Below are 18,429 nucleotides of genomic sequence, written 5' to 3'. Positions count from 1 at the left end.
AGCGTTTTGGACCCACCTGATCCCATGCCGAACTCAGTAGTGAAACGAAACAGCGCCGATGATAGTGTAGCATTTGTTATGTGAAAGTAGGTCATCGCCAGGCTCCAAATAAAGAAAGCCCGACTCACTGAGTCGGGCTTTTTTACGTCTGCAGGAAAGTGAAAAAGCGAGCAAGGTGCAAGGTGACCAGTGTCACTCAGGCGTTCATCTGAAAGCGATATACCCTCACATATCGGTTGTCGCGATAAATCACGACCTACATCTTACTGAGTGAGCTCAAATAGTGTGTGTGATTTTACAGCTCTACATATGATTTATTTTAATATGGAAACGAGTAAATCTATTTCCTCTATTTGGATTTTAATTTTGATTTCACGACTGTTTCAAATTAGTGACAGTTAGTAACTCATCAATTACAGCATATTTAGCATTATTTACTTAATTGCATCGTCAAAACCTGAAATTTTTAGCTGACTTCTATATGCTCTTGCCAAATTATTATTCTAATAGGTGAAGTGCATGAATTCTTCCACTGATGCTGCGCAATTTGAGGCATCGACAACAAGCAAATCTAAATGGAATTTTCATGATACCCAGTGGGTGTTGAGTCTTTTTGGTACTGCCGTGGGTGCTGGTATTTTGTTTCTGCCAATAAATATAGGGATTGGTGGTTTTTGGCCGTTGGTGATTTTAGCTTGCTTAGCTTTTCCTATGACTTTTTTAGCTCATCGAGGTTTAGCGCGTTTTGTATTGTCGTCAAAAAATAAAGATGCGGACTTTACTGATGTTGTTGAAGAGCATTTTGGCGTAAACGCAGGACGTTTAATTTCGTTACTTTATTTTTTATCTATTTTCCCAATTTTACTTATTTATGGTGTAGGTTTAACCAATACGGTTGATAGCTTTATAGTTAATCAGCTTGGTATGGAATCTCCTCCTCGAGTGTTACTCTCAGGTGTGTTAGTCGCCGGTATGATAAGCCTAATGTTAGGTGGCGAAAAGCTAATGCTACGTGCCTTTGCAATATTGGTATACCCGTTGGTTGGCATATTATTCTTTTTATCTTTGTATTTAATTCCTAGCTGGCAAATGCCAAATATGAGTTTCCCAGAGTTTGGTAGCTTTAGCCAAACATTATGGTTATCAATTCCTATTATAGTGTTCTCTTTTAGCCATGCTGCGGCTATCTCAAGCTTTGCAAATATACAGCGAGGTCACTATGGTAAGGAAGCTACAGCTAAGTCTGAAGCGATTTTGAAGCGTACCAGCTTACTTTTAATCGTGTTTGTACTGCTGTTTGTATTTTCGTGTGTGCTTTCTTTAACATCAGAGCAAATGTTACAAGCTAAAGCACAAAATGTGTCAGTTTTATCTTACCTTGCAAATGTAACTGATAATTCATTTATAGCAACGCTAGGTCCTCTAGTTGCATTTATTGCTATTACATCTTCATTCTTGGGTCATTTTTTAGGAGCACGTGAAAGCTTTAATGGTCTTGTAACAAAGCAAACTAAATTAGACGTTAAAATAGCAGATAAGATTGGTGTTGCAATCATGTTTTTTGCAATTTGGTTTTGTGCAGTTCAAAACCCAAGCATCTTAGATATGATGGATAAGCTTTCAGGGCCAATTATTGCGATGATCTTATTCATCATGCCGATGATTGCCGTTTATAAAGTCCCCGCATTACAAAAATACCGTGGCCGCTTTAGCACATTATTTGTATTGTTTGTCGGCGTTCTTGCCGTAATGGCATTGCTATATAGCTTTATTAGGTAACTGAAATATAGATCTAAACAGCCCCGCAAGGAAAGTTAGCGGGGTTTTTAGTATTTTTAGGTGAGTTGATTTTCGAAGTGGTGGGATTGTTTATCAAATAGATGCAGTACAGAGCTCTTCGTGGCTGAAGCCATCTCCTACATGGGATTTATACTTACGGTTTTACATCTTGTAGGTCAGGCTTTAGCCTGAAAAATGTGACAGGATGAATCCCGACCTACAAAAGAACATGAATATCAAACCTCGGTGCGCTCGGTGGTGAAATTGTCTTTTTAAATAGAATTCGGTGTAGGCTTTTTCGTGGCTAAAGCCATCTCCTACAAGTGATAATTCTGACTTATATCTTACCGCTTAAATCGCCACAGCTTATGGTTTATTGTCTGTCTAGCACCTTGGTGTTTTATAGTGTGATTATCTTTTCAAATAAAATGCAGTGTAAGATGCTTTATTATTTAAACCATCACTTATAGGTGAGATTAAAACTGAAAACAGCAGGTCAAAGTAATTAAATAGAACCACTGAGGGTTGGAGGCCCTGCGCGCTACACGGAGGATTAAAGCTCGATTTAAAGTATGTAGTTGCTCGTTATTTCTAATTTCAAGTAATTAAGTATAGACTGGATAAGTTCAACTTGTTTACTTATAAGGATATTACATTGTCGCAGTCTCTTTCCATTCCAGCCCAGCGTTGGTTATCCCTTTTATTGTGCGCAATTACCGCGGCCACGATTACAGTATTTTTAAGTAACGTCAGTTTTGTACAGCAAGCCTACGCAAGCTGGGGTAGTATTTTAAATACAAGCCCCGCGCTGCATTATAGTTTCGCGTTTTTAGCAGGCATAGGCATCAAGCTAATGCTGGATAAGTTTTATATCTCCCACGCCAAACGCAGTATTGGGTTTAACTGGCGATATCCACCGGTGACGATAAGTTTATGGTTGTCGATAATTCTTATAGGTTCGATTTTTTACTTCACTTCAAATGTACAGCCGTTAATAGCGGCTAGTTCTTGTTTTAAGTATTTCATCTTATCAATTTTAGGTTCTTCCATAGTTACAGCTTACCAACAAAGTAATGAAAGAATTCGTCTTAATTTTGTTGTTTGCTTTTCGCTTATAGCAGTGATTAGTACAGTTTTCATTTATTGGCATATCTGTCATGCGGGTTTTAGTTGGCCGCTTTTTATAGCTGTAGATATTTACATATTCTCTGCAATATTTTTGATAGGCAAGTATGTAAATGAATGCATCAAAGCCAAATGGAGTCGTAATCAAATAACTTTGGAGTGTGCAAGAAACCTTAGTTCAAATGATTTTAAGACATTAGATGATTTTAAAGACTGGTTTAATGACGACTCAATTATTAAAGAAACAGGTAAGCTAGAGCCTGACTTGCAGGTTTACGCTAATCGTATTACCGAGCGGCTTCGTAACGGTGGTGATAAATATGAAGAAGATATCGCGCAGCACATCGCACTATGTGGGCCATTTGGTTGTGGTAAAAGTAGCATTGTCGCAGCAATAGAAAACGAACTTAAAAAATCTAAAAGTGTAGAAGCTGCATTATCAGATGAAGAGAAGCTAAAAGTAGAGCAACAAAATAAGATTAATTGGATACACAGTGATATATCAACGTGGGGCGCAGCCAGTGGCGGCGTTGCACATGTAATATTGAGTCATATTATCGATGATATCAGCCAGCACATTGACATGTGCGCCTTTCGCGCGTTACCAAAACACTATACCGAAGCCCTAAAATCAGGCGGCAGCGTATTTCAGTTTGTATCCACCTTGCTCGCAGGCCCCGTTGATATTGAGCAAAGCTTTCAAAAGCTTAATGATGTTCTTGAAGTTACCAACCACAAATTACTGATCACCCTGCAAGACGTCGATCGCGGCACTGGCGATGAGAACGAAAAGCGCCTAAATGATATAGCTGCACTGTTGGATAGGCTAAAAAATAAAAATTTAAGTCGTATCAACTTTATAATCGCGATGGGCAATACAAAGCCTTTTTATATTGAGATACAAAACAAGTTAGCTGACCATGTAGAGACAATAGCTCACCACGACTCTAAGAAAAGACTGCTTACGTGGGTAAAGTTATGTACAGAGAAAGTCTTTGAAAATAATATGTTATTACCACATTCATTCATAGATAGTGCTGAGCAGTACTTTAAATTAAACCCACTAGCTTTTCATGGAAATCATTATCATCCAGTAACTATTTCTAATAATTTTATAGACTCAATTCGGATGTTGAAACGCGTTATGCGACGTGTAAATAGATGTTGGACTAAAAATAAATTATTAGGGGAAATTGATTTTGGAGCTTTGTTATTACTAGCTACCTTACGGGAAGCTGAACCTGCGTTATTTAATGCTTTTGTAAATTCATACACAAGCTTAGTTAATGGGAAGTCGTTACCAGTAGCAAAAATAGAAGATGGCAAGCAAAAAACAGTTAACGAAATTCTCTTCGAATTGATAGCTGATTTTACAAATGATGGTGCGATACATCTCTATAATGCATTTTTTAAGGAGTTATTAAATCTAACAGGAGAGGTAAGTGAAAAAAGCGGAAATGGCATTAAAAGTAATAATGGTAGTGGTGAGCAACATTTGGGTATAAAGCCAAACACTGTTGATTATTTAAAGCGTATTTTATTGGAAACGGTTCCTGAAAATGAAATTAGAGATCAAACTTCTATTGATTCCATAAAATCCTTATCAACGAAGGAATTAGCAATAAATATCTGTGGCGATTATCGATGGCAAGAGGCATTTGAGCGTTTTGGCCGGATACTTTTTACTAATAATAAGTACCAAGGTAGGGTAGAAAAAATAGTTTTTGATGTTTTAGAGAATATTGGAAAAGATAAAAATGGCTTTTTGACTGACGGCCTTTTTGAGGAGTATACAAAGCAAACCATCAATAATAATAATTTGGAAAAAGTTTTGTATAAGCTAGTTGAATTAGAAAGCGGAGAAAAGTTGCTTGAACGACAATTGGAAAGATTACAGCAAATTTTTAATAAAAAAGATTTTAGAGATTATATAAATGAAGAGGATAGAAGGGAAGCAAAAAATGAAAGCAATAAAATTTTTCAAGGTGTTAATATAGCAAACTTTTTAAATGAAAATGCACATAAGTTATCCAAAACTTCTTTCTTGACTTGTATAAAGTTTTTGACTTGGTCGCAGCTAGTTTCGAGTAAACTTAGCGTTGCAAATATACAAGTCAAAAATGAACTAGAAGTTTTAATGAACAATAAAAACATTTGGTCTATAAAGTATTTAATAGATGAAGCAAATACATGTAGATTTAAAGATGAAATAGACATGTTCCGAGAACATATATCAGCTTTTTCGGATGACCAGAAAAAAGAGCTTAGCGGAAGAGCTTCTGAATTAAAAGCTAATGAAAGAGATACTGACTTAATCGACAAAGCCATAAAAAAATTAGGTTTAGATAAATGTTGAAACTTCATTACAGCCTAAGAGAACGGTGTTCTCTGTAGTGAAACTACCTTTTCAACTAGAATATAGTGTAGGTTGTCTCGTGGATAAAGCCATTTCCCGTGGGGATTTGGACTTGTGGTTTTTTCTTGTAGGTCTGGCTTTAGCCTGAAAAATGTGACGGGATAAATCCCGACCTACAAAAGAATACTTTAAACCTTTGTGCAGCGTCTCGGTGTACACAGTGATGAAATTGGTCTTGATTTATTTGCTGTGGCTGAGTCGCAATACTGCCGCAGCCCGATTGCGCTGGGTTTCGCTTCGCTCTACCCAGCCTACGGTGGTGCAACTAGCACTGAAATCGCTTTATTAAAGTTTGGCTAATCGAAGTTATCCATTGTCTTCATCAAGTTAAATGGTTTATTTAACTTTTCTAAATCTGAAAACTGTTTACGCATACCTTGTGGCAATATAAAGTAATCGGCTTTAGTTCTCTCATAGGCTAAAGGGATGGCCATAAGCAACTGATTATATTTATCAAGCATCGGTTTATCAGTGTCTTTTAAAGCCTGTAATTTAGCCGAAAGTAAAGAATACCTTTCCAATTCATCACGTGCACACAAGTCTTGAGTTTTAGCATAATGATAGGATAGAGCACTACTTAATACAGCCCAATCATCCGAAATATGCTTAACATCATTTGGTGTAATAGTGACTTCAGTTTGTTGGCATTTTTCAAGCTTAGCGTCATATGCTTTTATTGAATTCTGATATTCGATAGTTAGATAATCAGTGATATTTTGTCTCTGTGATAAGGCAGATGTTGAGTAAAAGTAGCACAGCAAGGGTAATATATAGAAAATTTTCATAAATTCTCACAAGTCCGTTTTCGAGAAGAGCAGAGTAGCAAACTAAGACAATCCTTTGTACCGTTTATTGTCATTACCTTTGTAGGTTAGGGTTAGTCTAAAATCTGACGGGGTAAATCCCGAACTACAGAATAATACAAATATTAAACTTCTGTGTAGCGTGAAGCGCCTCGGTGAGCTCTGTGGTGAAATTGTCTTTAAATCAAACATCGAGTAGGGTTTATCGTGGCTGAAGCCATCTCCTACGTGTATATTTGGATTTGCGGCTTTATATCTTGTAGGTCTGGCTTTAGCCTGACAATGTGACGGGGTGAACCCCGACCTACAAAAGAACATGAATATCAAACCTCGGTGCGCTCGGTGGTGAAATTGCCTTTTTAAATAGAATTCAGTGTAGGCTTTTTCGTGGCTGAAGCCATCTCCTACGGGTATATTTGGACTTACGGTTTTATGTCTTGTCGGTCTGGCTTTAGTCTGACAATGTGACGGGGTAAACCCCGACCTACAAAAACAATCTCTGTGCAGCGCGAAGTGCCTCGGTGGTCTCTGTGGTGAAATTTGTTTTTTTAATAGAGTTCGGTGTAGGATTTTTCGTGGCTAAAGCCATCTCCTACGGGTTGGGTTTTGAGGCGCTTATAACTTACCGCTTAAAGCTCTACAGCTTATAGTTCAGCATGCTGGGTTTCGTTTCGCTCTACCCAGCCTACGTCACGGCATTTAACCTAGCCTACGATGATAAATTTAACGCCGATCAGCTCTTAAACTGACGGCTGATAGCTTACAGCTGAAAGCTTTTATTCTTCCACCGCTGAAACAATAAAATACGGATTCAGGTATTCATCCTTAGTATTATAAACAAGCGGGCTGCCGTCGAGTTTAGTGACCTTCGCGCCAGCGATTTCAGCAATGGCGTGGCCTGCGCCGGTGTCCCATTCGCAGGTTGGACCTAAGCGAGGGTATATATCAGCGCTGCCTTCGGCGACTAGACACAGTTTGAGTGAGCTGCCTTTAGAGACCATTTCAATTTCATCAAAGCGTTTTACAAATTCGGCTAAATCAGGTGACGGGTGCGAGCGGCTGCCGACTACGCGGATAAGACCTTTGTTTGGCTTGGTCGTTACCTTAAGCTCAATGCGTTCGTCGCCTTTGTCTTTAAAGGCGCCGATTGCCTCCGCGGCTAGGTACGATACGCCAAGTGCAGGAGCATCGACTACGGCTAAAATTGGTTTGCCGTGTTCAATCAAAGCGATGTTAACGGTAAATTCGCCATTCTTTTTAATGAACTCTTTGGTGCCGTCAATTGGATCTACAAGCCAATAGCGAGTCCAGGTTTGGCGAATATCCCAGCTAATGTCGGCACTTTCTTCACTTAATACAGGAATATCTGGCGTTAAGTGGGCTAGGCCATTGGCAATCACTTTGTGGGCTGCTAGATCGGCGTCGGTAACTGGGCTTTCATCAGCTTTGTATTCAACGTTAAAATCCTTTTCGTAAATCCCCATAATTGCACAGCCTGCTTGGCGGGCGAGGATCAATACTTCTTCTAGCAGTTCCGTTTGGTTCATGGCTTAACCTTTAATTATTTGCTGTTGTTTAAGATACGCTATCAGCTCTTGCACCGATCGGTCTAGGGTATTTTTACTGGTATCTAGGGTTATTTCAGGTGAATTAGGTATTTGGTAGTCTGAATCTATACCTGTGAAGTGTTTTATTTCACCAGCGCGGGCTTTTTTGTATAAGCCTTTAGGGTCGCGATTTTCACACACGTCTAAAGGCGTGTCTAAAAATACTTCTATAAATTCACCGTCATCAACTAAGTTCCTGACCATATCGCGTTCAGCGCGAAAAGGTGAAATAAATGCGGTGAGTACCAAAATACCTGCATCAACCATGAGTTTGGCGGTTTCCCCTACGCGACGGATATTCTCAATGCGGTCTTCGTCACTAAAGCCTAAGTCTTTACATAAACCGTGGCGTACGTTGTCACCATCAAGTAGATAAGTATGAATACCTTGTTGATTTAGTGCGCTTTCAAGGGCGTTTGCCACGGTGCTTTTGCCTGAACCTGAAAACCCTGTAAACCATAAAATAGCAGGCTTATGGCTTTTGTGTTCGCTACGTTGTGTTTTGGTAATTGCGTAATTATGCCAAACAATATTCTCATCCATTTGCTATGCCTCTTTTCGTGGTGCGCTGGTTTAAAATGGAAACACCAGCGGGATCAGGGTTAATACCGTTATTGAATAAATAATTGAAAGCGGTAATCCCATTAATACATAATCTTTTAAACGATAGTTACCGGCGCTGTAAACCATTAGGTTAGTTTGATAACCAAATGGTGATATAAAACTGGCTGATGCGCCAAAGGCAACCGCCATAATAAACGGCAGCGGGTCAACATTAAAGCCAATAGCCAATGCATATGCGACAGGGAATGATAATGCAGCTGCGGCGTTATTCGTGATTAGTTCGGTAAATAATACTGTCATCACAAAAATCGCGATAAAAGCGCCGTACGGGCCAAAATCCCCGAGTACATAAAACAGCGCTGACGATATTTCGCCAGCAAGGCCTGTTCCTATCATTAACTTAGCAAGACCAATGGCGCTGCCAACAACTGCGAGTAATTCGATTGGGAAACGACGTTTTACTTCACTGAGTTTTATAGTGCCGGTGAGCATTAAGCCGATTAATAAAACGAGTAAACCTTTTACCAGTGGCACATAGCCAACAATACTTAAACCGAGTACCACCGCAAAGCTGGCTAATACTAAGTTAGATTGTTTAGGTGCTAAATGAGTTTGTAAATCAAGCCCGGAGATATACACAAACTCACGCTTTAAATTAGGTAAGGTATAAAAGTCTTTACCTGGGGCAAGGATCAGTGAATCACCTGCTTGTAGTTTTACTTTACCAAGGCCGCCTTGCAAGCGGTCGTGACCACGGCGAATAGCAATCACTGCGGCATGAAACTGTTCACGAAAACGTACTTCTTTAACCGTTTTGCCTATAAACTTTGATGATTGACTAACGACTACTTCAACAAGGTGTTCTACGTCTTTTTCATGTTTGTCATGGACTACTTTTAGACCGTCAAAGCGAGTTAATAGCGGGACTGATTTTATATCGCCAACAAATAGTAGTACATCGCCTGCTTTAATAACTTGTTGAGGCGTGACGGCGCAAATACGTTTATCGCCGCGGATAATTTCAGCGAGGAATAAGTCTTTTAATTCACGTAGGCCGTTTTCTTCTACGCTTTTACCAATTAGCTTTGAGCCTTCTTCTATTTTACCTTCGAGGTAAAAGGGCACCACTTCTTGGTCATTTTTGCCGTTGTCAGGCAGGTATTTTAGCATTACTAAAATAGTGATAAGGCCAACACTTAACGCGCCTAAGCCGACTAAGGTAAAGTCGAAAAAGCCCAGTGGTGCCATGCCAGCATCAACGGCAAAGCCATTGACGATTAAATTTGTTGAGGTGCCAATTAAGGTGATTGTGCCACCTAAAATAGCGGTATACGACAGCGGGAGTAGCAGCTTTGAAGGTGAATGTGTTGGGCTGTCTTTAATTGCGGTGATAAGCGACGCTACCACGGCGGTATTATTCGTAAATGAGGATAAAAAGGCGGTTGAAAGGCCAAGTTTAGTAACTGAGCTGGTTAAACTTCCTTTTGATAATGACTGGGCAAGCTTTTGTACGAGTGTGGTTTTTTCTACCGCAATCGATACTAACACTAATAACACAAGGGTGATCAGTGATGGGTTAGCGTAGTTAATAAGCATATCTTCAAGTTCAATTAAACCGCCAAGATAGGCAATACCAATACCACTGACAAAAAGCCATGCTGGCTTTAGTCGCGTGCCAAAAAGGCACCCGACTAAAGTGAGCATAATGCCTGTTAATACTAGCTGTTGATACATGCTTTATATATCCTTAACAGGCGAAGTTGATTATTTAAGCTTTGAGATATCAAGCGCTTGCCAATGTGGGAAGTGCTTGCGTACTAAAGTGTTAAACTCAACTTCAAAATCACTAAAGTTACCGCTCTGTTCTTGGCTAGTTAGAACTTGCTCAACCATGCCCGCTGCAACTGTTAGGTTAGATAGGCGATCAATTAAGATAAATGCACCGGTTTCATGATTGTTGTGATAAGTATCAGCCAAAATAGTTTCGGTCAATTCTAAGGTTACAATCGCGATTTCGTTAAGCTGTAAGCTATCCGCGCTGCCGTGTTCAAGCGTGTTAACATCAATGGTGTGATCAATCTTTTTCACGATGGCTGAGGTGTTTTTACTGCCCAACTTAAAGTTATAGCTTTTACCTAAAACCAGGGGGGCTTCATGCATCCATACCAATTTCGCTTGTACTTGGTTAGTCACTGTAGCGGTTGACTCAGCTGGGACGATAACATCGCCACGGCTAATATCAATTTCGGTGTTAAGCGTTATAGTAATTGCTTGGCCTGCTTGTGCGGTATCTAAGTTACCGTCAAACGTTACTAGTTCTTTAATGCTTGATGTTTTACCCGATGGCAAAACTTTTATAGCATCTCCAACGCTTAACTTGCCCGAGGTTAATGTACCTTGGAAACCACGGAAGTTAAGGTTAGGACGTACTACATATTGGACAGGAAAACGCGCTTCAAAGCCTGTATCTGTTTCAGCTGCTGGTGAGTCTTCTAGCAGCTCTAGCAACGGCTTATCGGTGTAATACGGTGTATGTGCTGAACGAGTTACTACGTTGTCGCCTTTAAGTGCTGACATAGGCACAAACTTAATGTTTGATACATTAAGTTGCTCAGCAAAGTGCAAGTACTCGGCTTTAATACGCTCATAAACGGTTTCGTCAAAATCAACGATATCCATTTTATTCACGGCAACCACAAACTGTTTAATGCCCAGTGAATCACAAATGAAGCTATGACGTTTAGTTTGTACTTGTACACCGTAACGCGCATCAACAAGAATAATGGCTACATCACTAGTTGACGCACCCGTTACCATGTTACGTGTGTATTGCTCGTGTCCAGGGGTATCAGCAATGATGAATTTGCGCTTTGCTGTTGAAAAATAACGGTAAGCAACATCTATGGTGATGCCTTGCTCACGTTCAGCTTGTAGACCATCAACTAAAAGAGCTAAATCAAGCTCTTCGCCTGCGTTACCTACTTTTTCGTTATCTTTATGAAGGGCGGCTAGCTGATCTTCATAAATTTGGTGGCTATCATGCAGTAGGCGGCCAATCAGGGTTGATTTGCCGTCATCTACGCTACCACAGGTCAGCATACGTAATAGGCTTTTATCTTGCTGGCGAGCAAGGTAGGCATCGATGCCTATTTCTTTTACTTCATTAATTGTGTCGTTATTTTGATTAGACATTAGAAATAGCCCTCACGTTTTTTCTTCTCCATTGAACCTGCTGAATCATGGTCAATTACACGACCTTCACGCTCTGATGAAGTCGATAACAGCATTTCTTCGATAATTTCGGTTAAAGTACTGGCCGTAGATTCCACGGCACCTGTAAGTGGGTAACAACCTAAAGTACGAAAACGTACAGATTTCATCATCGGTACTTCGCCATCAGCAAGCGGCATACGTTCATCGTCAACCATAATCAGCGTACCGTCACGGTCAACAACTGGACGCTCTTTTGCTAGGTACAATGGCACCATATCAATGTTTTCTTGGTAGATGTATTGCCAAATATCAAGTTCGGTCCAATTAGACAGCGGGAATACACGAATGCTTTCGCCCGGGTTTACCTGGCTGTTATAGGTATTCCAAAGCTCTGGACGCTGGTTTTTAGGATCCCATCTATGGTGTTTATCACGAAACGAGTAAACACGCTCTTTTGCGCGAGATTTCTCTTCATCGCGGCGGGCACCACCAAAAGCAGCATCAAAACCATACTTATCAAGTGCTTGCTTTAAGCCTTGAGTTTTCATTATGTCAGTGTGCTTACCTGAGCCATGTGTAAATGGCCCAACGCCCATTGCCAGGCCTTCAGGGTTTTTATGGACGATTAAGTCAAAGCCATACTCTTTTGACAAACGGTCACGAAACTCAATCATCTCTTTAAACTTCCAGTCGGTATCAACGTGCAGAAGTGGAAACGGAATTTTACCTGGGTAAAACGCTTTACGAGCAAGGTGCAATAGCACGGAAGAGTCTTTACCGATAGAGTAAAGCATTACTGGGTTTTCAAACTCAGCAGCCACTTCGCGCATGATTTTTATACTTTCAGCTTCTAATTGCTGAAGGTGAGTTAAAGCCATTGTTAGTCGTCCTACTAAAATGATTAAAAGTTAAAATATTTAAATAATTTGAAGCTTATGCAACATCTGTTAGCGGTTGAGCAAAGCTGCTGGTTTGCGCTTTTGTGCCAAACCAATGAAGTTGCTCATGTAATGATGCAACTTCACCAATAATTAATAATGCCGGTGAAATAATGCTATGGCGTTCGATTAAATCGGCGAGTTCACCCAACTTCCCGGTAACTACACGTTGATTTTTGCGTGTGCCGTTTTCAATAATAGCCACGGGAGTATCTGCGCCGCGGCCATGTTTTAATAACTGAGCTTGAATATGTGGGGACTTAATGACACCCATATAAATTGCTAATGTTTGATGTGGTTTAGCAAGCGATTGCCAATCTAATTCTTGGCCATCTTTTTTACAGTGACCAGTTACAAACTGAATTGATTGCGCGTGATCTCGGTGCGTTAGCGGGATCCCCGCATAGGCACTACAACCAGCCGCTGCAGTAATACCTGGAACAATTTGATAGTTCACTTGGTTTGCGGCTAATACTTGTACTTCTTCGCCACCACGACCATAAATGAATGGATCGCCACCTTTAATTCGACACACTTTTTTACCTTGCTTAGCAAGGTCAACAAGCAGTTGATTCGTGTCTTCTTGGGCAACACTATGATCGCCTAAACGTTTACCTACGCAGATTAAATCTGCATCACGACGTACAAGCTCCATTATTTCATCAGACACTAGGTAGTCATAAACGACCACATCAGCTTGTTGCATTAATTGTAGTGCTTTCAATGTTAGCAACTCAGGATCGCCTGGACCTGCACCTATGACATATACTTCGCCTTCAGGTGCTAGTTTTATATTAAGTAACTGCTCAAGTTGGGAAGCAGCTGCTGCTGTATCACCACTTTGTACTTTACTTACAACCGATGAATCAAATACGCCCTCCCAAAATTGACGGCGATCAGCAAAACTTGTAAAACGTTGTTTTACTTTGTCACGAAAACTACCAACCAAAGTTGCTAATGGGCCTATATGCTGTGGAATTAGCGTTTCGAGTTTTTCACGTAAGCGACGTGCTAAGACTGGCGCTGTGCCAGCGCTGGAAATGGCAATAGTGATCGGATCACGATCAACAATTGAAGGAAAAATAAAGGTACACTTAGGTTGATCATCCACCACGTTAACAAATACATTTCGTGCATTAGCCAACTCGAAAACATCATTATTGACAGCATCTTTATCTGTTGCTGCAATTACGAGCATTTTGCCATCAAGGTGCGATTCATCAAAATAAGCATCAATTAGCGTGACTTCGTTATTATGCGCATGTTCTTTTAACTCATCACAAAACCAAGGTGCTACTAAGGTTACATTTGCGCGTGCTTTTAAAAACGCGCGACATTTGCGTAATGCGACCTCTCCACCACCAACGACCAGTACAGGCTTGTTGTCTAGCTTGGTAAAGATAGGTAAATATTGCATCGTGTAACCCCTTGGAAAAATAACAGCATATAAATGCGTCTTCAGAAGCGCAGAATATAGCGCCCCAAGCTAAGTAAAAAATAATTAAAACCCAGTTTATATAACTAAATGTTATATAGGGTGGGCTTATTTGGCTTAAGGCTTAGTTAACAAGGGATTGAGCGCAGTTGCAATGTTTATCACTCAGTTTGAATAGCTTATAGTGTTTGGTTATGAGCTATAGCGAGAATGCTAAATTTTGATACTATGCGTATTCCAAAAAGCGGTATATGAATATTTAGGCGCAATTTATGACAACTAAATTAGTAGATGCGGCATTAGCCGTGCAATTAATGGATTTAACGAGTTTAAATAGTAATGATAGCACGGCGGCAATACAGGCCTTGGTGGCTAGTATTAAGCCCAACCTAGGTATTCCGGCAGCAGTGTGTGTTTATAGTGAGTTTGTTGATGACGCCAAGCTTGCTTTAGCTGAGCGCGAGCTTAGTTATGTAAAAGTCGCCACAGTAACTAACTTTCCCTCAGGCAACAGTGAGCTAAGTGAAGTAATTAATGAAACATTAATCGCAATAGAGCGTGGCGCAGATGAAATTGATTTGGTGTTACCGTATCAAGCTTTAATCGCGGGGGACGAAGCCACAGCGCTAGAATATGTGCGTGCCAGTAAAGAGTGTTGTCCTGAACACGTAAAATTAAAAGTAATTATAGAATCCGGCGAACTAAAAACAGCGCAGTTGATAACACTGGCGACAGAAATAGCAATTGCCGGTGGTGCTGACTTTGTTAAAACCAGCACCGGCAAAGTTGCAGTTAACGCTACGCTTGAAGCGGCTGAAATTATTTTACGGACGATTAAAATGTCAGGAAAGGCAGTCGGCTTTAAAGCCGCTGGAGGCGTTAAAACTGTTGTTGATGCAAGTAACTATTTGCAACTAGGTTTAAATATCATGGGGAAGGAGTATGTAAACACCTCAACATTTAGATTTGGTGCATCAGGACTGTTAATAGATGTGTATGACATCTTGAAAAGTAAAGCCTAATAGATATAACTTACCGCTTTGGTAGGCTCAGTTTCGCCATTTTACAATCAAGAGGTTAATTAACCGCTAAGATTTTATAATATGAGTATCTTTTACACTTGTGTTAATGAATTGCGTAAGTATAATAGGCATCCACTTTGCAGGGGCGTAGTTCCAATTGGTAGAACAGCGGTCTCCAAAACCGATGGTTGGGAGTTCGAGTCTCTCCGCCCCTGCCATTTCATCCTTTTTGAGGGTGAAGTCTGAGATTAAAAATCGGTTTAAATAAGTCTGTTTTTAAGTTTAGATTTTAATGGATTAGCCTTTCCTTTGTGTAAGGTTGTTGTGTCTGTAGTTAAGGTAATAATATTATGAGCACGAATGTAGAAACACCATCGAGTGCGATGGATTCAGTAAAGTGGCTTGTGGCAATTGCGCTACTTGCAGGCGCAGTAGTTGGTAATCACATGTACGCAGATGCATCTGCTCTATACCGTGCAATTGGTGTAGTGTTTGCGGTTGCGGCAGGTTTAGGTATTGCTTCACTCACTGGTAAAGGGCAAGCATTTCTTGCTTTTGCCAAAGAAGCACGTATCGAAGTACGTAAAGTAGTATGGCCAACGCGTCAAGAAACTACCCATACGACATTTATTGTAATGGTTGCAACTGTGATTATGGCACTTATCCTTTGGGGATTAGATGGCGTATTATTCCGCGCAGTAGGCTTTTTAACTGGATTGGAGATCTGATCCCATGTCGGATGAGAAGAAAGAGATTAAACTACGTTGGTACGTAGTACAGGCTTTCTCAGGTTACGAGAAGCGTGTAGCACAAACTATTTTAGAGCATATTAAAATCGAAGGTCTTGAAGAGAGCTTTGGTGAAGTATTAGTACCAACTGAAGAAGTTGTTGAGATGCGCGCAGGTCAAAAGCGCAAGTCTGAGCGTAAATTCTTCCCAGGTTATGTACTTATACAAATGGATATGAATGACGCAAGCTGGCACTTAGTAAATAGCACTGCACGCGTAATGGGCTTTATTGGTGGTACGTCTGATCGTCCAGCACCAATTAGCACGAAAGAAGCAGATCGTATTCTTAACCGTCTACAAGAAAATGCAGAAGCACCTAAACCTGCTACATTATTTGAACCAGGTGAAGTGGTACGCGTTGTTGATGGCCCGTTTGCTGACTTTAGTGGTGTAGTAGAAGCAGTTGACTATGAAAAGAGCCGCGTAAAAGTATCGGTACTTATCTTTGGTCGTTCTACGCCAGTTGATCTTGAATTTGGTCAAGTTGAGCAAGATAAATAATAAAATTAGATAGTTTATGCTAAGTAATTTATTACTCAGCATAAGACTTGATAAAGGCCGCTGATTAACTTATAATCAGCGGCCTTTTTGTATTCAATGATAGAGTTTCTTGATTTGATTATAAAAAGTGAGAAACCAATTTTTAAACTGGGAAGCCGCTAGAGTACGCGTCCTCGCGCGCACAAGGCTAAGACCCACCTAATGAGGTATTTATAATGGCTAAAAAAGTTGAAGCTCTAATCAAGCTACAAGTTGCTGCTGGTATGGCTAATCCTAGTCCTCCAGTAGGTCCAGCACTAGGTCAACACGGTGTAAACATCATGGAATTCTGTAAAGCGTTTAACGCACGTACAGAATCTATCGAAAAAGGCGCTCCAGTTCCTGTAGTGATCTCTGTTTACGGCGACCGTTCATTTACGTTCGACATGAAAACGCCACCGGCTGCTTACTTACTTAAGAAAGCTGCAGGTATCAAATCTGGTTCAGGCCGTCCTAACACTGAAAAAGTAGGCACAGTAACTCGTGCTCAACTTGAAGAAATCGTTGAGACAAAGAAACCTGACCTTACAGCTTCTGATTTAGAAGCTGCGGTTCGCACTATCGCAGGTTCTGCGCGTGCGATGGGCTTGAACGTAGAGGACTAAGAAATGGCTAAATTAACTAAACGTATGCGTACTATCCGCGAAAAAGTGGAAGTAACTAAAGATTACGAAATCAACGAAGCTGTTGCTCTTTTACAAGAGTTAGCGACTGCTAAATTCGTAGAAAGTGTTGACGTTGCCGTTAACCTTGGTATTGATGCTCGTAAATCTGATCAAAACGTTCGTGGCGCAACTGTACTACCTAACGGTACTGGTCGTGATGTTCGTGTTGCTGTATTCACACAAGGCGCTAACGCAGAAGCTGCGAAAGAAGCTGGTGCTGAATTAGTGGGCATGGAAGATCTTGCTGAACTAGTTAAGAAAGGCGAGATGAACTTTGACGTTGTAGTTGCATCACCAGACGCTATGCGTGTTGTTGGTCAACTAGGTCAAATCTTAGGCCCACGTGGTCTAATGCCAAACCCTAAAACTGGTACTGTAACACCTAACGTTGCAGAAGCAGTTAAAAATGCTAAAGCTGGTCAAGTGCGTTACCGCAATGACAAAAATGGTATCATCCATACTACTATTGGTAAGGTTGATTTCACAGTTGAGCAACTTCAACAAAACCTTGAGTCGCTAATTGTTGCGCTTAAGAAGGCTAAGCCTTCACAAGCAAAAGGTGTTTACATTAAGAAAGTAACCATCTCTACAACAATGGGCGCAGGTGTTTCTGTTGACCAAAGCACTTTAACAACAACTGTTGTTTAATTGAGTGTTTACATGGCGTGAAATTTGTACTATAATTTTGCGCCATTTTGCTGATTAATTCGTTTGTTAGCAAAGTAAATAATTCGGGTTGAAGTCCATAATTTCGGTGAGCCTTCGGGTAAAGCGATAAATTGGGCTTCCGTCCAAGACCGTAGGTGGCTTCGGCCTTAATATTCACCTACGTAGACGGTGTGAATCCCCAGATAGATTTTTCCTAATCCTTCTGGCTCTCGCCGTAAAAAGCATCTCTATCTTGTTTGATAGGGAAGAGTAGAACAGGGAAACCGAGTGTCGGTGACCCCATTAAACCAGGAGTAACACCCATGGCTTTAAATCTTCAAGGCAAAAAAGCAATTGTTGCTGAAGTCAACGAAGCAGCCAATGGTGCTCTATCTGCAGTTGTTGCAGATTCTCGTGGTGTAACAGTAGGTGCAATTACTGCCCTTCGTAAAGAAGCTCGTGAAGCGGGTGTTTGGATGAAAGTTGTCCGTAACACTCTTGCAAAACGTGCTCTTGAAGGAACAGATTTTGAGTGCCTTTCTGATTCATTCGTTGGTCCAAGCTTAATCGCTTTCTCATCAGAGCACCCTGGTGCTGCTGCGCGTATCTTTTCAGATTTCGCGAAAAAGAATGAGAAATTTGAGCTTAAAACGGCCGCTTTTGAAGGAAATGTTGTTGATGCAGCAATGCTTGCGACATTACCTACATACGATGAAGCTGTTGCACGCTTAATGAGCGCTATGAAAGAAGCGTCTGCTGGCAAATTGTGTAAAACAATTGAAGCAGTACGTGTACAGAAAGAAGAGCAAGCTGCTTAATTTTAAGCTGTTTAATCACTTTCGGTGTAAAATTTTTTTGGACTTAAAGTCCGTTAATTATTAGGAA

16 protein-coding genes, 1 tRNA gene and 1 rRNA gene are annotated in these 18,429 nt (G+C 40.6%); 11 read left to right on the top strand and 7 right to left on the bottom strand.

Translation table 11 applies throughout. The features are described from left to right. The 4 genes from rrf to HJP15_RS12200 form a co-directional block, all read left to right on the top strand. Positions 1–103, top strand: a 5S ribosomal RNA gene (gene rrf, locus HJP15_RS12215); the annotation flags it as partial. A 416-nt stretch (positions 104–519) separates the two neighbouring features. Continuing rightward, positions 520–1,779 carry an aromatic amino acid transport family protein gene (locus HJP15_RS12210; protein WP_170173880.1) on the top strand — a complete coding sequence of 420 codons (1,260 nt, stop codon included), beginning with the start codon at positions 520–522 and terminating at the stop codon, positions 1,777–1,779. Between the two features lie 655 nt (positions 1,780–2,434). Continuing rightward, complete coding sequence (locus HJP15_RS12205) at positions 2,435–5,260, top strand: P-loop NTPase fold protein (RefSeq protein WP_170173879.1); 2,826 nt, start codon at positions 2,435–2,437, stop codon at positions 5,258–5,260. A 198-nt stretch (positions 5,261–5,458) separates the two neighbouring features. After that, positions 5,459–5,620, top strand: a complete 162-nt coding sequence (locus HJP15_RS12200; protein ID WP_170173878.1) for a hypothetical protein — start codon at positions 5,459–5,461, stop codon at positions 5,618–5,620. Here HJP15_RS12200 and HJP15_RS12195 read toward each other — a convergent pair. The 7 genes from HJP15_RS12195 to cysG all read right to left on the bottom strand — a co-directional run bounded on the left by HJP15_RS12195 (position 5,617) and on the right by cysG (position 13,862). After that, on the bottom strand, positions 5,617–6,105 hold the full coding sequence (locus tag HJP15_RS12195; RefSeq protein WP_249365856.1) for a hypothetical protein: 489 nt from the start codon (positions 6,103–6,105) through the stop codon (positions 5,617–5,619). The genes HJP15_RS12200 and HJP15_RS12195 overlap by 4 nt on opposite strands. Positions 6,106–6,899: 794 nt before the next feature. After that, complete coding sequence (gene cysQ / locus HJP15_RS12190) at positions 6,900–7,670, bottom strand: 3'(2'),5'-bisphosphate nucleotidase CysQ (RefSeq protein WP_054456070.1); 771 nt, start codon at positions 7,668–7,670, stop codon at positions 6,900–6,902. A 3-nt stretch (positions 7,671–7,673) separates the two neighbouring features. Continuing rightward, on the bottom strand, positions 7,674–8,273 hold the full coding sequence (gene cysC / locus HJP15_RS12185; RefSeq protein ID WP_170173877.1) for an adenylyl-sulfate kinase: 600 nt from the start codon (positions 8,271–8,273) through the stop codon (positions 7,674–7,676). 30 nt (positions 8,274–8,303) lie between these two features. Continuing rightward, positions 8,304–10,028: an SLC13 family permease gene (locus HJP15_RS12180; RefSeq protein ID WP_054206859.1), complete on the bottom strand. Its 1,725-nt coding sequence runs from the start codon at positions 10,026–10,028 to the stop codon at positions 8,304–8,306. 30 nt (positions 10,029–10,058) lie between these two features. Then, positions 10,059–11,486 carry a sulfate adenylyltransferase subunit CysN gene (cysN, locus tag HJP15_RS12175; RefSeq protein WP_054206860.1) on the bottom strand — a complete coding sequence of 476 codons (1,428 nt, stop codon included), beginning with the start codon at positions 11,484–11,486 and terminating at the stop codon, positions 10,059–10,061. Continuing rightward, entirely contained in the window at positions 11,486–12,385 is a 900-nt protein-coding gene (gene cysD / locus HJP15_RS12170) for a sulfate adenylyltransferase subunit CysD (protein WP_054206861.1), read from the bottom strand. Before cysD ends, cysN begins: the two co-directional genes overlap by 1 nt. Positions 12,386–12,440: 55 nt before the next feature. Then, positions 12,441–13,862: a siroheme synthase CysG gene (gene cysG / locus HJP15_RS12165; protein WP_054206862.1), complete on the bottom strand. Its 1,422-nt coding sequence runs from the start codon at positions 13,860–13,862 to the stop codon at positions 12,441–12,443. Between the two features lie 290 nt (positions 13,863–14,152). On the opposite strand from cysG, the gene deoC reads away from it, so the two are divergent. The 7 genes from deoC (at position 14,153) to rplJ (ending at position 18,362) form a co-directional block, all read left to right on the top strand. Further along, entirely contained in the window at positions 14,153–14,902 is a 750-nt protein-coding gene (deoC, locus tag HJP15_RS12160) for a deoxyribose-phosphate aldolase (RefSeq protein ID WP_170173876.1), read from the top strand. Positions 14,903–15,043: 141 nt separating this feature from the next. Beyond that, positions 15,044–15,120: transfer RNA gene (locus HJP15_RS12155), tRNA-Trp, on the top strand. 132 nt (positions 15,121–15,252) lie between these two features. Beyond that, positions 15,253–15,630: a preprotein translocase subunit SecE gene (gene secE / locus HJP15_RS12150; protein WP_054206864.1), complete on the top strand. Its 378-nt coding sequence runs from the start codon at positions 15,253–15,255 to the stop codon at positions 15,628–15,630. 4 nt (positions 15,631–15,634) lie between these two features. Further along, a complete protein-coding gene (nusG, locus tag HJP15_RS12145; RefSeq protein ID WP_054206865.1) occupies positions 15,635–16,192 on the top strand; it encodes a transcription termination/antitermination protein NusG in 558 nt (185 codons plus the stop codon). Positions 16,193–16,407: 215 nt separating this feature from the next. Beyond that, positions 16,408–16,836, top strand: coding sequence for a 50S ribosomal protein L11 (rplK, locus tag HJP15_RS12140; RefSeq protein ID WP_008108462.1), 429 nt, complete (start codon positions 16,408–16,410; stop codon positions 16,834–16,836). A 3-nt stretch (positions 16,837–16,839) separates the two neighbouring features. Beyond that, positions 16,840–17,544 (top strand): 50S ribosomal protein L1, encoded by a 705-nt coding sequence (gene rplA, locus HJP15_RS12135; RefSeq protein WP_054206866.1) that lies wholly within the window; start codon positions 16,840–16,842, stop codon positions 17,542–17,544. Positions 17,545–17,867: 323 nt separating this feature from the next. Continuing rightward, positions 17,868–18,362: a 50S ribosomal protein L10 gene (gene rplJ, locus HJP15_RS12130; RefSeq protein WP_054206867.1), complete on the top strand. Its 495-nt coding sequence runs from the start codon at positions 17,868–17,870 to the stop codon at positions 18,360–18,362. The last annotated feature ends 67 nt before the right edge of the window (positions 18,363–18,429 follow it).

Origin of the sequence: Pseudoalteromonas sp. NEC-BIFX-2020_002 (assembly GCF_013002825.1) — a bacterium.
GTDB classification, from domain to species: domain Bacteria; phylum Pseudomonadota; class Gammaproteobacteria; order Enterobacterales; family Alteromonadaceae; genus Pseudoalteromonas; species Pseudoalteromonas neustonica.
Note: the sequence above shows the minus strand (reverse complement) of the source record. Positions and strands in the feature narration are given on the sequence as shown.

Bases quoted from the DNA above. Each gene is read 5' to 3' on its own strand.
- HJP15_RS12210 (WP_170173880.1), top strand. From the start codon at position 520: ATGAATTCTTCCACTGATGCTGCGCAATTTGAGGCATCGACAACAAGC.
- HJP15_RS12195 (WP_249365856.1), bottom strand. From the start codon at position 6,105: ATGAAAATTTTCTATATATTACCCTTGCTGTGCTACTTTTACTCAACA.
- cysQ (WP_054456070.1), bottom strand. From the start codon at position 7,670: ATGAACCAAACGGAACTGCTAGAAGAAGTATTGATCCTCGCCCGCCAA.
- cysC (WP_170173877.1), bottom strand. From the start codon at position 8,273: ATGGATGAGAATATTGTTTGGCATAATTACGCAATTACCAAAACACAA.
- HJP15_RS12180 (WP_054206859.1), bottom strand. From the start codon at position 10,028: ATGTATCAACAGCTAGTATTAACAGGCATTATGCTCACTTTAGTCGGG.
- cysN (WP_054206860.1), bottom strand. From the start codon at position 11,486: ATGTCTAATCAAAATAACGACACAATTAATGAAGTAAAAGAAATAGGC.
- cysD (WP_054206861.1), bottom strand. From the start codon at position 12,385: ATGGCTTTAACTCACCTTCAGCAATTAGAAGCTGAAAGTATAAAAATC.
- cysG (WP_054206862.1), bottom strand. From the start codon at position 13,862: ATGCAATATTTACCTATCTTTACCAAGCTAGACAACAAGCCTGTACTG.
- deoC (WP_170173876.1), top strand. From the start codon at position 14,153: ATGACAACTAAATTAGTAGATGCGGCATTAGCCGTGCAATTAATGGAT.
- secE (WP_054206864.1), top strand. From the start codon at position 15,253: ATGAGCACGAATGTAGAAACACCATCGAGTGCGATGGATTCAGTAAAG.
- nusG (WP_054206865.1), top strand. From the start codon at position 15,635: ATGTCGGATGAGAAGAAAGAGATTAAACTACGTTGGTACGTAGTACAG.
- rplK (WP_008108462.1), top strand. From the start codon at position 16,408: ATGGCTAAAAAAGTTGAAGCTCTAATCAAGCTACAAGTTGCTGCTGGT.
- rplA (WP_054206866.1), top strand. From the start codon at position 16,840: ATGGCTAAATTAACTAAACGTATGCGTACTATCCGCGAAAAAGTGGAA.
- rplJ (WP_054206867.1), top strand. From the start codon at position 17,868: ATGGCTTTAAATCTTCAAGGCAAAAAAGCAATTGTTGCTGAAGTCAAC.